At 72.0% G+C, this 13,600-nt stretch carries 13 protein-coding genes, 3 tRNA genes and 3 pseudogenes; 12 read left to right on the plus strand and 7 right to left on the minus strand.

Features of this window, described 5'->3' with window-relative positions:
* Positions 1 to 79: 79 nt before the first annotated feature.
* A complete protein-coding gene (locus tag HZF19_RS12720; RefSeq protein ID WP_208029167.1) occupies positions 80 to 229 on the plus strand; it encodes a hypothetical protein in 150 nt (49 codons plus the stop codon).
* Between the two features lie 38 nt (positions 230 to 267).
* Positions 268 to 340, plus strand: a tRNA-Asn gene (locus tag HZF19_RS12725).
* A 36-nt stretch (positions 341 to 376) separates the two neighbouring features.
* On the opposite strand, the gene HZF19_RS12730 is transcribed toward HZF19_RS12725, so the two are convergent.
* A complete protein-coding gene (locus HZF19_RS12730; RefSeq protein ID WP_208029168.1) occupies positions 377 to 1,519 on the minus strand; it encodes an amidohydrolase family protein in 1,143 nt (380 codons plus the stop codon).
* A gap of 5 nt (positions 1,520 to 1,524) precedes the next feature.
* Between HZF19_RS12730 and HZF19_RS12735 the strand changes: the two genes are divergently transcribed.
* A complete protein-coding gene (locus tag HZF19_RS12735; protein WP_208029169.1) occupies positions 1,525 to 2,010 on the plus strand; it encodes a thiol-disulfide oxidoreductase DCC family protein in 486 nt (161 codons plus the stop codon).
* 33 nt (positions 2,011 to 2,043) lie between these two features.
* Positions 2,044 to 2,116: transfer RNA gene (locus HZF19_RS12740), tRNA-Ile, on the plus strand.
* 188 nt (positions 2,117 to 2,304) lie between these two features.
* Here the strand turns inward: HZF19_RS12740 and HZF19_RS12745 are convergent.
* Positions 2,305 to 3,759, minus strand: a complete 1,455-nt coding sequence (locus tag HZF19_RS12745) for a bifunctional aminoglycoside phosphotransferase/ATP-binding protein (RefSeq protein ID WP_208029170.1) — start codon at positions 3,757 to 3,759, stop codon at positions 2,305 to 2,307.
* A gap of 170 nt (positions 3,760 to 3,929) precedes the next feature.
* Between HZF19_RS12745 and HZF19_RS12750 the strand changes: the two genes are divergently transcribed.
* The 3 genes from HZF19_RS12750 to HZF19_RS12760 all read left to right on the plus strand — a co-directional run bounded on the left by HZF19_RS12750 (position 3,930) and on the right by HZF19_RS12760 (position 7,439).
* Entirely contained in the window at positions 3,930 to 4,067 is a 138-nt protein-coding gene (locus HZF19_RS12750; RefSeq protein ID WP_208029171.1) for a hypothetical protein, read from the plus strand.
* Positions 4,068 to 4,126: 59 nt separating this feature from the next.
* Positions 4,127 to 6,706, plus strand: a complete 2,580-nt coding sequence (locus HZF19_RS12755; RefSeq protein WP_235980027.1) for a cation-translocating P-type ATPase — start codon at positions 4,127 to 4,129, stop codon at positions 6,704 to 6,706.
* A 148-nt stretch (positions 6,707 to 6,854) separates the two neighbouring features.
* The gene (locus HZF19_RS12760; protein ID WP_208029173.1) at positions 6,855 to 7,439 is read left to right on the plus strand and encodes a hypothetical protein; all 585 of its coding nucleotides are present in this window, start codon (positions 6,855 to 6,857) and stop codon (positions 7,437 to 7,439) included.
* A 21-nt stretch (positions 7,440 to 7,460) separates the two neighbouring features.
* On the opposite strand, the gene HZF19_RS12765 is transcribed toward HZF19_RS12760, so the two are convergent.
* Together HZF19_RS12765 and HZF19_RS12770 are read right to left on the minus strand one after the other, a co-directional pair.
* Complete coding sequence (locus tag HZF19_RS12765; RefSeq protein ID WP_208029174.1) at positions 7,461 to 7,943, minus strand: hypothetical protein; 483 nt, start codon at positions 7,941 to 7,943, stop codon at positions 7,461 to 7,463.
* 7 nt (positions 7,944 to 7,950) lie between these two features.
* Positions 7,951 to 8,520 carry a hypothetical protein gene (locus tag HZF19_RS12770; RefSeq protein ID WP_208029175.1) on the minus strand — a complete coding sequence of 190 codons (570 nt, stop codon included), beginning with the start codon at positions 8,518 to 8,520 and terminating at the stop codon, positions 7,951 to 7,953.
* Positions 8,521 to 8,589: 69 nt separating this feature from the next.
* Here HZF19_RS12770 and HZF19_RS12775 point away from each other — a divergent pair, with 69 nt between their 5' ends.
* The 4 genes and pseudogenes from HZF19_RS12775 to HZF19_RS17475 all read left to right on the plus strand — a co-directional run.
* Positions 8,590 to 9,360 carry an inositol monophosphatase family protein gene (locus HZF19_RS12775; protein ID WP_208029176.1) on the plus strand — a complete coding sequence of 257 codons (771 nt, stop codon included), beginning with the start codon at positions 8,590 to 8,592 and terminating at the stop codon, positions 9,358 to 9,360.
* A gap of 94 nt (positions 9,361 to 9,454) precedes the next feature.
* Positions 9,455 to 9,967 carry an NUDIX hydrolase gene (locus HZF19_RS12780; protein ID WP_208029177.1) on the plus strand — a complete coding sequence of 171 codons (513 nt, stop codon included), beginning with the start codon at positions 9,455 to 9,457 and terminating at the stop codon, positions 9,965 to 9,967.
* Between the two features lie 81 nt (positions 9,968 to 10,048).
* A tRNA-Val gene (locus HZF19_RS12785) sits at positions 10,049 to 10,122 on the plus strand.
* A gap of 537 nt (positions 10,123 to 10,659) precedes the next feature.
* A pseudogene (locus HZF19_RS17475) lies at positions 10,660 to 10,902 on the plus strand (DUF808 family protein); the annotation flags it as partial.
* 125 nt (positions 10,903 to 11,027) lie between these two features.
* On the opposite strand, the pseudogene HZF19_RS17225 reads toward HZF19_RS17475, so the two are convergent.
* Positions 11,028 to 11,630: pseudogene (locus HZF19_RS17225) on the minus strand (hypothetical protein); the annotation flags it as partial.
* A 75-nt stretch (positions 11,631 to 11,705) separates the two neighbouring features.
* On the opposite strand from HZF19_RS17225, the gene HZF19_RS12800 reads away from it, so the two are divergent.
* Positions 11,706 to 11,849, plus strand: a complete 144-nt coding sequence (locus HZF19_RS12800; RefSeq protein ID WP_208029179.1) for a hypothetical protein — start codon at positions 11,706 to 11,708, stop codon at positions 11,847 to 11,849.
* Between the two features lie 35 nt (positions 11,850 to 11,884).
* Here the strand turns inward: HZF19_RS12800 and HZF19_RS12805 are convergent, their stop codons facing one another.
* Complete coding sequence (locus HZF19_RS12805; RefSeq protein ID WP_208029180.1) at positions 11,885 to 13,279, minus strand: TIGR02710 family CRISPR-associated CARF protein; 1,395 nt, start codon at positions 13,277 to 13,279, stop codon at positions 11,885 to 11,887.
* A gap of 24 nt (positions 13,280 to 13,303) precedes the next feature.
* Positions 13,304 to 13,600 (minus strand): annotated as a pseudogene (locus HZF19_RS12810) (IS630 family transposase); the annotation flags it as partial.

A 13,600-nucleotide genomic window follows, 5' to 3' on the forward strand; every position in this document is an offset into this window, starting at 1 on the left:
TGTCCCTGCCCGCGGGGACACTCGGTGCGTGGGCTACCCCTCACCTCGCCGGCCGGCCCGGCGTCGGGGTCCAAACCGGTTGGAGCGGGCCAAGCTGGCCGAGATCGAGACGCTGCTCGCGGAAGGGCGGGCCGTACCGGGCGCTGCCCGATCCGTTCATCAGACGGTCCAACCACCACGGGGCTGCCCCAGCGTGAACTCCTACGACACGGCGTGCATCGAGGCGTGATGGGCCCTGTGCACGCACTGCTATCCTTCGATGCACTTTCCGGGGTAGCTCAGCCGGCAGAGCGTCTGACTGTTAATCAGAATGTCGTGGGTTCGAGCCCCACCCCCGGAGCAGCTCGATGATCGCCTCGCGGGACGAGCCGGTTCCTCAGGCCCCGGTGAGCCAGGCCGCGTTGCCGCCGAACAGCGCGGGGCTGGTCACGGGGTCGGCCGCCCCGGGGCATGCCCGCCGATAGTCGTCCAGAGCGGTGTCGGTGCCCTCTGAGTGCGGGTAGTCGCTGCAGAACATGAACAGCTCGCCGGCGCGCTCGATGAGCCGGTCGGGACGCTCGTAGGAAAAGGCAGCGACGCGGACCTGTCGGCGGATGTACTCGCTGGGCCGGAGGGGCAGCTCGGTGAGCGGCGCCCCGTTGAACCGGGCGTGGAAGTCGAAGCCACCGTCGAGGGTGAGCAGGAACATCGGCACCCAGATGGCCGACAGCTCGATCACCCCGATGCGCAGGCCGGGGTGGCGCTCGAACACCCCGTGCACCGCCAGGTCGGCGAGGGCCAGGGCGGGCGCGAGGCTCAAGAACACCGAGCCGAGCACGGGGTTGCCGGGGTCCGGGTCGTCATCCACCCAGGCGTCGGCGAACGGGCGCTCGACGTCGCTGACGTGGAACAGCGGGCTCACCCCGTGATGTTCGAACGCGGCCCACACCGGGTCGAGGTCGGGGTGTGAGAGCCGGCGGCCACCGACCAGGGCAGGGGCCACCATGGCGGTACGGATCCCGGCCGCGGCGAGCGTCGCGAGCTGCTCGTCGAGCCAGGCGGGGTCCCGCAGGGTGAGATGAGCGACAGGCAGGAGCCGGCCCCGGCCCTGCTGGGCCACCTCGACGGCCCAGCGGTTCCACGCTTCCATGTTGAGCTTCGTGGCGTGCAGGTCGGAGCGCAGGGCGCGCTCCCACAGCAGGCCGTAGTTGGGGAACAGCCAGGCCGCGTCGACCTCCTGGCGGTCGAGATGGGCCAGGCGGGCGGCGGGGTCGGTGTACTCGGCTGGGGTGGCCTCGTCGTAGGAGATCTCGGCCGGCTCGCCGCGGCGGATGCGGGTCATCTGGCGCCCGATCGACTCGGTGTCGCCGGGGATCTGGTGGAACGCCGGGGCGATGCGACCGCCCTGCCAGGTGAGCCAGGTGTGCCCGAGCCGATCGGTGTCGAGCGAGAGGGCCAGGGACGCGTCTCGGGTGGTGGAGTACCGGCGCCACAGGTCGGGTGTCTCGAAGAGGTGCTGATCACAGTCGATCACGCTCACCGGTGGTGAGCGTACGCCGATCGTCGGCGTGGCGCCGGGGCTCGGTCCTCCAGGCGTCGCCGCGACGGGAGGTGCAGCGCAGCCGGCATGCTGGATGGGTGGGGCCTACGCTGGTGTTCGACGGTGATTGCCGCTTCTGCACCTCGAGCGCACGCTGGCTGCAGCGGCGGCTCCCGGACGAGGTGTCGGTGGTTCCGTGGCAGCGCGCCGATCTGGAGGCGCTGGGAGTGACCGCCGATGAGGCCCGGGCCGCGGTGCAGTGGGTCGGTCCGGCGGGCCGGGCGAGTGGCGCGGCCGCGGTGGGCCGGGCGCTGGAGGCCGCCGGTGGGGTCTGGCGGCTATTCGGTCGGCTGTGTCGCACGCCGGCCACGGCCTGGGTGGCCGGGGTGGTCTACCGGGTGGTGGCCCGCAACCGCCACCGGTTGCCGGGTGGCACTCCCGCCTGCCGGCTCGACGGGGCCAGCGGTGGGGACCGGGGCGGGCGGCCCTGATCGCTACCATCGCGTCTCGGGCCTCGGCCCGGCGGGCCCGTAGCTCAGTGGTCAGAGCAGGCGACTCATAATCGCTCGGTCGGAGGTTCGATCCCTCCCGGGCCCACCTCCTGAACGAACGGCGTTCGCCTCTGCCGAAACCTGCAGGGTCCCGGTGTTCTTCGTGGAGGAGCAGGCCGACCCGATGATCCACGCAAAGCTCGACGAGATCCTCCGCCGCCTCGACGAGCTCGAGTCCGGTCACCGCGCGACATTCGATCGGGCGAGCCGACGCCCGGTACGTGAGCCCGCCGCTCACCCCAGGAGGTCGATCGCGCTGCGTAGCGTCACCTCGAGCGGCGCGCTGGTGTCCAGGTGATCGGCTTCCGGCCAGTCGTCGAAGACCTCGGCCATCCGGTGGGCGATCGCGGGGGTAGCGTCGGACACCCCCGAGCCCGCCGCCAGCCGGGTGGTGATGCGGGCCGCGGCGACCTCGGTGGGGCTGGTGCAGTGCAGCTCGTGCAACTTGCTGGTCGTGTCCCGCGCCGCTGCTCGGGCCAGCGCCCGGTGCGCGCCAGATCGCCACGACGCGTCGAGCACCACCGAGCGACCGCGCTCCAGCTCGCGGCGAGCCAGCTCCACGAGGCGCTGGTAGGTGGCGTCGGTGATGCTGGGAGCGTAGAGCCCCGCTTCGAAGGGCTCTTCGCGATGCTCGCCGGGTGGGATGCCGGCGCCGGTCTTGCGGATCGCGTCCGAGCTGATGACCTGTGCTTCGAGCTCGCGTCCCAGCGCCTCGGCGACGGTGGTCTTGCCGGTGCCGGGCAGCCCACCCACCAGGATCAGGCGCACCGTGGCCCGCTCGAGGTGGCGGGTGGCGAGCTCGACGAGCATGGCCGCCTGGGCGGCGCTGGTGTCGTCGAGTCCCTCCCGGGCGCGCAGGCAGTGGATCTTGGCCCGCACCAGCGCCCGGTGGGCGATGTACAGGTGGAGGAGCGGGCGTGGCAGTTCTGTGGCCGCCTGCTGCTCGTAGGCGCGGAGGAACGCCTGCGCGTCTGCGGGAGCCCCGAGCCGTTCGAGGTCCATGGCGAGGAAGGCGACGTCGAGGGCCACGTCGCCGTAGCGGAGGGTGTCGTCGAAGTCGATGCAGTCGAGGATCTGCGGGCCCTCGGGCAGGCAGAAGATGTCATCGGCTTGCAGGTCACCGTGGCCGTCGCAGACCTGGCCCGCGTCGATGCGCTCGTGGAAGAGCGCCGCCCGCCCGGCGATGAACGCATCCCCCAGCTCACCGGCCCGTGCCACCGCCAGCTCGTCGAGGATCCCGGAGGCCGCGTCGCTCAGCTCCGAGAGGTTCCGATCCCAAAGGCCACGGATCGCCTCGGGCGTGGCGGCGGCGTCGATCTCCGGGCCGCGTGCCGCTCGTTCGTGGAAGCGTGCCACGGCGGCGGCGACAGCCTCGAGTTCAGCGGGCAGCTCGGAGGACCGGTCCCGCACCAGGCGGGCCAGGCGCCGCTCGGCAGGCATGCGGGCCATCACCACCAGGTGGTCGCAGGGTTGCGCGTCGGGCCCGGTCACGTCCGCCACCCCGAGGTAGGCGTCGGGGGCGATGCGGCGGTTGAGCTCGACCTCCCGGTGGCAAGCGGCCTCGCGCTGCTCGCGGGTGGAATAGTCGAGGAAGTCGAGGCGGACGGGCTTCTTGAGCTTGTAGGCGCGATCACCGAGCAGGACGAGCACCGAGATGTGGGTCTCCGTCAGCTCGGCGTGCGCGCTCATGGTCGCCATCTTCTCCCGCCCATCCTCCCTCGCACAGGGAACAAGGACCTACCCTCGTCGGTCGGGCCGGACCTGTAGCACGGTCCGCGCCGGCGCGAGCGCGCGACGCTGGTGCCGGTCCTGTGCGGTGCGGAGGAGGGTTCGATGGGGCTGCCATCCGGGTGCAGGCGATGACCACGGTCGAAGTGGTCGCAGCCGTCGCCGGAGGGATCCTGGCTGCCGTCGCGGCCGTGTGGTGGGTGACCGCGTACGCCGCCCGGCGGGCTCGGCGGAAGCGAGCGGGAGCACCGGGCAGGCCGAGGCGGTGACGGCGCCCGAGTCCTACGAGGGGAGCGCTCCCACCGCGGCGTCCGGTGCCGGTGCGGGGATGGCGAGCCGGGGGCTGAGCGGCGAGGAGGCCGCGCGCCGCCGGCGTGAGGTCGGGCCGAACGTGCTCCCGGCGCCGGCGAAGGAACCGGCTTGGCGGCGGTTGGCGGGGGAGATGGTCCACTTCTTCGCACTGCTGTTCTGGGTGGCGGGCGGACTGGCGTTCGTGGCAGGGCTCCCGCAGCTCGGGATCGCGGTGTTCGTCGTGATCATCCTCAACGGGGTGTTCGCCTTCGTGCAGGAGGAGCGTTCCGCGCGCGCCGCCGAGCGATTGCGGGACCTGCTGCCTAGGCGCGCCACGGTGGTGCGCGACGGCCAGGTGGTGTCGATCCCGGCAGACGAGTTGGTGCCTGGTGACCTGGTGCGGCTCGAGGGCGGCGATCGGATCTCCGCCGACCTGCGACTCGAGGCCGTGCACGGCCTCGCGGTCGACACCTCGACCCTCACGGGCGAGAGCGTGCCCGCTCGCCCCGCGGTGGGGGAGACGGTGTTCGCGGGGTACTTCGTGGTGGAGGGCGAGGCGGACGCGACGGTCGTCGAGACCGGGGCGCGGACCCGACTGGCGGCGATCGCCGCGCTGACCCCGAGCGGGCGCGGCGGGCCGAGCCCGCTGCGCCTGGAGCTCGATCGGGTGTCGCGGTCGATCGCGCTGATCGCAGTCGGGGTGGGAACCGCGTTCTTCCTGGTGGCCCTGGTGGTGGGCATGCCCGCCACCGACGGGTTCCTCTTCGCCGTGGGTGTCACCGTCGCGGTGGTGCCCGAAGGGCTGCTACCGACGGTCACCCTGTCGCTGGCCATGGGTGGTCAGCGGATGGCAGAGCGCCACGCGCTGGTCCGGCACCTGGAAGCGGTCGAGACCCTGGGATCGACGACGTTCATCTGCACCGACAAGACCGGCACGCTCACCCGCAACGAGATGGTGGTCGTCGACGTGTGGATGCCGGCCGGGCGGGCGGCGATCGACGGGTCGGGCTACAGGCCCGAGGCGTCGGTGACGTGCACCCCGCCCGAGGCGGCGGCGAGCCTCGAGGAAGTGGCGCGGGTGGGGGCCCGATGTTCGAGCGGCCAGGCGGTAGAGGTCGACGGCCGCTGGGTGGCTCGGGGCGATCCGATGGAAGCCGCGCTGGACGCCCTCGCTCGGCGGGTCGGGCTCGACCTGGCAGCCGACGAGCGTCGAGCTCCGGTCGTCGCCCGCTTCCCGTTCGATCCTCGCCGGCGGCGGATGTCGGTGGTCGCCGGCGGGCAACTCCTGGTGAAGGGCGCGCCGGATACCGTGCTGCCGCGCTGCGGCGAGGTCCCCGGCGCGGCGACCGCGCTGGACGAGATGGCGCATCGGGGGCTGCGGGTGTTGGCCGTGGCCCGGCGCCGGCTCTCGGGGGGCACGATCCCGGCGACGGCCGATGACGCCGAGGTCGACCTCGAGCTGCTGGGGCTGGTGGGCCTCGAGGACCCGCCCCGGGACGGCGCGGCGGCCGCGCTGGCGGCCTGCCGCCGGGCGGGGGTCAAGGTGGCCATGGTCACCGGTGATCATCCTGGCACCGCCCGGGCGATCGCGGCCGAGGTCGGCTTGTTGGCCGCCGATGGCCGGGTCGTCACCGGGGCGGACCTGCCTCCTGACGACCAGGCGCTCGGCGACCTCATCGATCATGACGGGATCGTGATCGCCCGGGTGTCACCTGAGGACAAGCTGCGGATCGCTCGGGTGCTGCGCGGGCGCGGTCACGTGGTGGCGATGACTGGTGACGGGGTGAACGACGCTCCGGCGTTGCGCGAGGCGGCGATCGGGGTGGCGATGGGTCGCTCGGGGACGGACGTGGCTCGCGAGGCAGCCGATCTGGTGCTCCTCGACGACGACTTCGCCACCATCGTGGAAGCGGTCCGCCAGGGCCGGGCGACGTTCGCGAACATCCGGCGGTTCCTCACCTACCACCTCACCGACAACGTGGCCGAGCTCACCCCGTTCGTGGTGTGGGCCCTGTCCGGGGGACGCTTCCCGCTGGCCCTCGGGGTGCTGCAGGTGCTGGCGCTCGACATCGGCACCGACGTGTTCCCCGCGCTGGCCCTGGGTGGGGAGCGTCCCGCAGCCCACGTGCTCGACCAGCCACCGGTGCGGGGCCACCTGCTCGACCGGTCGCTGCTCACCCGGGCGTTCGGGGTACTGGGCCCGACCGAGGCGGTGGTGGAGATGGCGGCGTTCCTCGCGGTGATCGCGTCGTCGGGCTGGTCTCCCGGTGAGGCCTTCCCCAGCGGTGGGGTGCTGCTGGCTGCGTCGGGGGCTGCGTTCATGGCGGTGGTCCTGGGGCAGGTGGCCAACGCCTTCGCCTGCCGCAGCACCGGCCGGTTCGCCTGGCAGCTCGGTTGGGGGACGAACCGGTTGCTGGTGTGGGCGGTGGTAGCCGAGCTGGGATTGCTCGGGGTGTTCCTGCTGTTCAGGCCGCTGGCGGAGCTGCTCGGTCAGTCGCCACCCGGCGTGCTCGGCGCCGCGGTGGCTGCGCTGGCCGTTCCGGCGGTGCTGGGAGCTGACACGGTGCACAAAGCGGTCCGCACCCGCCTCCAGCAGCGCCGCGCCACGCGCCGGTAGTAGGGTTCGCCGAGCCGCTCGACGATCGTCGGGCTGTTCGACAACATGAACAACTGGGAGGAGAGCCACGATGCCACGGCATGCCAGGTCTCTCGGCGCCGTGGTTGGCGTCGCCGTCCTCAGCAGCGGGTTCGCGGTGGGTGCACCGATGGCGTACGCGGAACCCCTGCCACAGACCGTCTCGATCCGGGTGGAGCTCGACCTGCCGAGTTGCTGCGACGGTCCCAGGGTGTTCGAGGTCATCGACGCACCGGTCGGGCCCGGCCCGGAGCTCACCGTGGCGAACCAGGTGGCGAACCCCTCCCTCTACTGCGGAGCGCTCAACGTCGACGTCGACAACGTGGCGCAGACGGTGACCATCACCCCTGACACCAGCGAGACCTGCAGCAACTTCGAGACCGCGACCGTCACCGTCGAAGGCGAGGGCATCGACACCCTCACGCTCGTCTCGGACGACCTGTGGCTCGACCAGCCAGACGAGTGCGACATGAACCTGCTGCCGATCGGCACCCAGGACGGGGCGGTCACGATCAACTGGGCGACCACGCCGATCGACAGTGATGAACCGTGCACCACGGACATGAACTTCGAAGGTGGGGCCGCGGTGTTCTCCTACCAGCAGAGCACCCCCACCACTTCCACCACGACGACGTCGACCACGATCACCACCACCACGGAGGCACCGACCACGACCGCGCCCGCGGCCGTCGCTCGGCCACGGTTCACCGGCTGATCGCAGCTACCGGGGCGGTCGCTACCGCTGGTGGACGACGGCGACCCACCGCTCGGGCAGCGTGACCGGCGAGAGAGCCGGCCCGGCCCGGAGCAACCAGTCGAGGGCCTCAGCGGGAGGGGTGGCGGGCGGCAGCTCGAGCACCAGGCCCCGCCGGGGGTGGTCGGCCAGGACCCGCCAGCCGGTGGGGATCGGCACGCCCAGCTCCGCGAGCCGCAGCCGGGCCTTCGGGCCACCCGCGTGCTGCAGGCCGATGCTGTCGGGCTCGATGCCCTTGCGGGTGAGCTCACCGGGGACCCAGGTGGCCACGGGCAGCTCGGGGCCTCGGGCGGAGAACAGTGCGAACAGCCCGGCCCGAGCCCGCCGGATCCCTGGCTGCTCGCCGGTGGGCACGGGTTGGAGGTTGACCCAGCCGTCCCGGCGCTCGGCCAGCTCGCGCATGCGGACCAGCAGCGGGCCGCGGTCGGCGATGGTCAGCTCGATGAGCTCCGGTGGGTGCGCCACCGGCCCGTCAGATCTCGTCGAGCCACGCGGGGGCCCGCTCGAGCAGGAAGGTGCTCACGTCGTGGCAGCGGTCGAGCACGTCGCAGAGCTGTTCCTGGCCAAGGTAGATCTTGTCGAGCCCGACTTCGATGCGCGACACGATCGTCAGGCTGCGCTCGGGCGGGTCGGTGACCGACGAATAGGAGTCGATGGCGGACACCTCGAGCGGCAGCAAGGTGTTGCCGATGCCGGCGAGGTCGGTGGCCAGCACCAGCAGGTCGGGTCCCTTGGGCAGCGGGGGAAGCACCCAGGTGAAGATCAGCGGGAAGCTGAACCCCTCCGGCGGCTCGGGGGCGTCGACCATGTCGAGCTCGTTCATGCGGTCCTCGAAGCCGAGCATGGTGCGGGGGTCGACCTCGAGCGCCAGATGGAGGTCGAGGGGGCCGCCGCAGGCGTCTTCGGGGTGCAGGTCGACCTCCCACATCTGCCGCAGCGAGTAGGTCTCCACGAAGTGCCGCTCGTCGTGGACGTGGAACTGGTGATCGACCGCGTGGTCCTTGAGGTCGGCGACGAAGCCGGCGACGTCGATGACGGCCAACGGGTGCTCCTGGGGTCGGGGACACCTAAGCCTGCCATGCGATCGGGGGCGCGGCTACCGTCGCCGGTCGTGCGAGACGACCTGCTCCTGGAGCTGCTCCACGCCACGGCCACCGCCATCGTCCGGGCACTGGGCTCGGTCGGGGACTGGGGGCTCGCCGGTACCCGCCCGGGCCAGCACCACAGCGACCTGGCGGCCGACGCGGCGGCCCTGGAGGTCCTTCGCGCCGTGGACGGCATCGGGGTGTTGAGCGAGGAGTCGGGCCTGCACCGCGGCGACGCCGAGCTTGTCGTGGTGGTCGATCCGCTGGACGGGTCGACGAACGCGTCGCGGGGGATCCCGTGGTACGCGACGAGTCTGTGCGCGGTCGACGGGGACGGGCCCCGGGCGGCGGTGGTGGTCAACCTGGTGAGCGGTGAGCGGTTCGAGGCGCTGCGCGGCGGCGGGGCCCGGCGTGACGGCGAGCTCATCGAGCCGAGCGGGGCGGTGCGCCTGGGGGATGCCATCGTCGGGTTGTCGGGGTTCCCGCCCGCCTACCTGGGGTGGCGGCAGTACCGGGCGCTGGGCGCGGCGGCGCTGGATCTGTGCGCGGTGGCCTGCGGGGTGCTCGACGGGTACGTCGACTGCAGCTGGGATTCGCACGGCCCGTGGGACTACCTGGGCGGGATGCTCGTTTGCCTGGAGGCCGGCGCGGCGATGGCCGACGCGGATGGCCGGGAGCTGGTCGTGGTCGAGCACACCGCCCGCCGCACCCCAGTGGCCGCGGCCACACCCGCGCTGCTGGAGGAGCTGGTCGCGGCCCGACGCTCCTTCGAGCCGCCGGGCCGGGCCACGGCCTGAGGGCGGCTGGTTCGCTGGTCGGCCTGCTGGCCTTGCGACTGGCCGACCGGCCGACCGCCGATCGGCTGGCCGCTCATGCCTCTACCCTCGAGGGGTGCGCGAGCGGCTGTACCGGTGGTTCCTTCGAGCGTGGCGTCACGTGCCCCGGGGGGCGCGCCGGCGGCTGGTGCGGGCACTGTCGCCGTCGTTCACGGTGGGCTCGATCTGTGTGATCGAGCGGCCGGACGGCGCGGTCCTGCTGGTGAAGCACATCTACCGCAGCGACTGGGGCATCCCCGGTGGATTGCTGAAGCGGGGGGAAGAGCCTGCGGATGCCGCCCGACGGGAGGTCGCCGAGGAGGTGGGGCTGGCGATCGAGCTGGTCGGCGAGCCGGCGGTGGTGGTCGAGCCGCGCTTGCAGCGGGTCGATCTGGTGTTCCGAGCCCGCCCTCGGTTGCTGGCGGAGCTGGAGTCGGTGCGGCCGCGATCGGCCGAGATCGAGCAGGTCCGCTGGTTCGCGCCGGGCGAGCTGCCCCGCCTGCAGCCGGAGACCGCCACCGCGCTGGTGGCGCTGGCCCGGGCAGCTGCCCAGGGGAGGGCCGCATCGTCGTCGCTGCTCGAGGACTGATCGGGGGGATCAGCTCCCGTCGGTTGGGTGGCCCGCCGGGCCGGCGGGCGTCGGGGGAACGGGCAGTAGTGTGGCAGGCCCGGGCGCTTAGCTCAGCTGGCGAGAGCACCTCCCTTACAAGGAGGGGGTCGGGGGTTCGAGTCCCTCAGCGCCCACGCCAGGGTCGTCGCTCGCTTCGCCCAGACCGCGCAAGTCGGAGCTGCGCCTGCGCCGGCCGAGCGATCCCGGCGGCGGTGAGCGTGTCGAGGACCCGGGCCCGGTGGCCACGTCGGGTGCGCGGTTGCCGATGCCGCTGAACTGCACGAGCTGGCTGCCCAGCTCGAGTCTGTGCCGCTGCGCGATGTAGAGGCGGCCGACCTCGTCATGGAAGCCCCGCAGGTCTCGGGGCAGGCGCCGCTGCGGCGGCCGCGTGGGTGGCCCACCGTACAGGAGGTCGCCGGCGCAGAAGCACCCGCAGGCGGCCCTGGCGCCACGAGAACACGCGTGCCGTGTCCGGGGCTTGGCGGCTGCTAGGGCCGATCCGGCGCCGGTACCGGTCCTGGCGCGGGGCCGCCCCCGTTCGCCGGAGCTCGTCGATCCGTGCACCTCGCGCGGCCGCTCCACACCAGCTCATCCGCCGGAGTCCGTCCCGCCCCGGATCAACGAACTACGGTCCCGGCCGTCCCTAAAGGCTCGAGACGAGGACGTGAGCGATGGCAGGTGGGCTCGTCGGTCTTATGGACGACATCGCCACCCGGCCCGGATGGCGGCGGTGTCGACGACGACGTCGGTGCCGCCGCTGGGCGCACGAGCGTGAAGGCGGCGGGCATCGTCATCGACGACACGGCGGTCACCCCGACCTACGTGCAGCATCTCGCCGCGGACCGGGAGCTGCCCATCATCGCCTGGATCGCCAAGGGATCCCTGCGCACAAGCTGCTGTTCATCTTGCCCGCCGGGGACTGCGGGCGGCATGGGTGGCGGCCTAGATGTAGGCCCGCCGCAAGTACTTGGGGCCGTTCTTGGCGAGCGGTCCCCGGTGATCGGAGCCGCCGGACTGGTAGTCCCTCGGGCAGAAGCCCGGTGTACGCGACGAGCTTCTTCTTCGGTGACGCGAACCGTTCGATGCCACCGATCTCCGACGCGATCGTGTAGCCCAGCACCCACGCGATCCCTGGTGTGGTCATCAACGTCGGCACGTAGGGATGGTCCGCACCCAGGCGGCGCAGGTCCCGCTCGCATTCGCCGATCTGGTCGCTGAGATCACCGATCAACGCCAACGCCGCGGTCAGGTTCGATGCCCACGGGTCGGGGAACTCGAACCGGTCCAGCAGCTCACGGCCGCCGGGCCCGAACAGGTTCGACACCACGCAGGGCTTGCCGAACGCCAGCAGCGTCGAGCGGATCCGGTTCTTGAGCGCGACGCGGTGACGCACCAGATGCAGCCGCCACCGGGCCCGCTCTCGCTCGGCGCGCACCTCCGGGGTCGGCAACCAGATCTCGGGCACCAGGCCCGGCGGGTGAGCTCGGCCAGCACCCACGCATCGATCCGATCGGTCTTGCACGCCAGAGGTGCGAACCCCTTGACCTTCTGCGCGTCCGCGATCGCGACCTCCCAACCCGCCAGCTCGAGCTGGTCGTGCACGAACCGGCGCCGGCTGCGGCTCGTGCAGCGGACCGGCCATTGCCCCGTCGGGTGGGGCGGGCGCTCGTGCGGGGCATGCCCCGGTTGCTCGAGGGGCTGGCGGTGGTCGGGGGGCGTGGCGGCGTGGGTCGTGGGCACGGCGGTGGCGGCCGCGGTCGGGTTCGTGGTCGGGGCGCTGCTCGTGACCCTGGTCGAGCGCCTGCCCCGCCGAGGCCGGGCGGACCACGACCACCACGCCGAGGCACCGCCCGCGTCCTGACGCACCGGTGCCAGGGCGGCGCGCCGGCCGCAGGATCAGGACGCGGGGGTGCCGAGCAGGGCGTCGACGCTCGTGGGGAAGACCGGAAGGGGATCGGCGGCGGGGCCGGTGGCAGCAGCCCGCACACGCTCGACGTGCTCGTCGAGCAGGGTGCCGATGGTGTCGAGAACGCGGTCGTATTCGGGCTCACTGATCGGGTCGAAGCCGTGGGCGAACAGCGACTGGTTGCGGGTCGCGAGGGCGCCGAGCAGGACCTCCCGCCGTTCGGCGTATGCAGTGGCGAGATCGACCAGGGTCGGGTCCGTGCCCTCGGTCGGGGTGGCACCGTGTCCCATGGCGGTGCCACTCGCGGCGGCGGCGAGGCCGGCGAGGAGTTCCCATGCCTGCACGGCGGCGAGGCGCACCTTGTCCTGTCGATCCCGGTTGGCGTCGAGGCGGTCGGCCTCGGCCGGGAGCCAGACCCGTACCCGCTCGACGTCCACGTCCCCCGTGCGGATGCCGAAGCCTCGCCACAGCGCGATTTGCGCGGTGAGCTCGAACGCCCGGTACAGGCGCCCGACGGCATCGTCGAAGCGGCTGTCAGCCGCCCGGCGGGCGGCGTTGGCGAGCAGGTCCTCGACCGGTTCGAACCCGTGGACGGGCAGGCCGCAGTCGATGGTGTGGCCATCCAGCTCGACGTGCTTCGGTGGCTCCTGGCCCGCCGGCAGGTCGCTGCGGAGCACGTGAGCAGCCCGGATGAGGCGCTTGAGCGCCAGCAGGTAGGTGGTGTAGGGGCCTCCGAGCTGATCGAGGAGCTGGTACGCCTGGGCGAGATCCCACCGGTCCCAGGCGTCGAAGGCTTGGCAGAGATTGGCGACCTTGTCGAGACGGTCGGTGTGCTCGGTGGAGAGCACGGCTTCGGAGAGCACCCGCCGGACGACCTCGGCAGCATCCCTGTAGGCGAATCGGGCCAGCGCTTGGGGGATGAGGATCTCCTCGAGGCGACGGACCTGCAACGCTTCGAGCTGCACCCGGCGGGTGTTCTGCCCCGTGGTGACCTTCGTCAGATCGGGACGCGGGCCGGTCGTGACCAGCAGGGATCCGCCGGCGTCCAGCACGGCCAACGCCAGCCCGACCGTCATCGACTTGCTTCCACCCGTGTAGTCGCCTTCGATTTCGATGGCGGAGCGTGCGGCGGCGCACTCGTCGTCGATAGCGGTGCGAGTGGTTTCGTAGACCGCGTCGAGATGGTCAACTGGCGCGGTCACACAGCGTGCTCCCTGTTTGCCGGGCTCGGGTTCCTCGGCCAGGCCGAGTTCCGCCATCAATTGCCGGGCCACCGTCTCCGACTGCTGTGAGCAGAGGAACACCACCCGCTCGGGCTTACGGGTCCGGATCGCAGTTCGTAGGGGTTCGGGGGATCCGCCGACCGATAGGACCAGCAGCTTCATCGGGCGCACCCTCCTAGTGTCCTGTCAGGTTGAAGCGCCGTCATATTCGGTGTTGGTGACTGCGGTGCAGTAGCGGGCGAGTTTGTCGAGGATCTCGTCTGCGGTCTTGGTCCACACGAACGGGGTCGGGTTCTCGTTCCAGTGTTCGACCCAGGCGGTGATGTCGGCGGCGAGGTCGGCGACGGAGTCGTGGGCGGAGCGCTGCAGCTTCTTGGTGGTCAGCGCGGAGAACCAGCGCTCGACGAGGTTCATCCAGGACCCGTAGGTGGGCGTGAAGTGGAAGTGGAACCGTCGGTGACGCAGCAGCCACTTGTGCACGGC

It is taken from the genome of Rhabdothermincola sediminis (assembly GCF_014805525.1).
GTDB classification, from domain to species: domain Bacteria; phylum Actinomycetota; class Acidimicrobiia; order Acidimicrobiales; family Acidimicrobilacustridaceae; genus Rhabdothermincola; species Rhabdothermincola sediminis.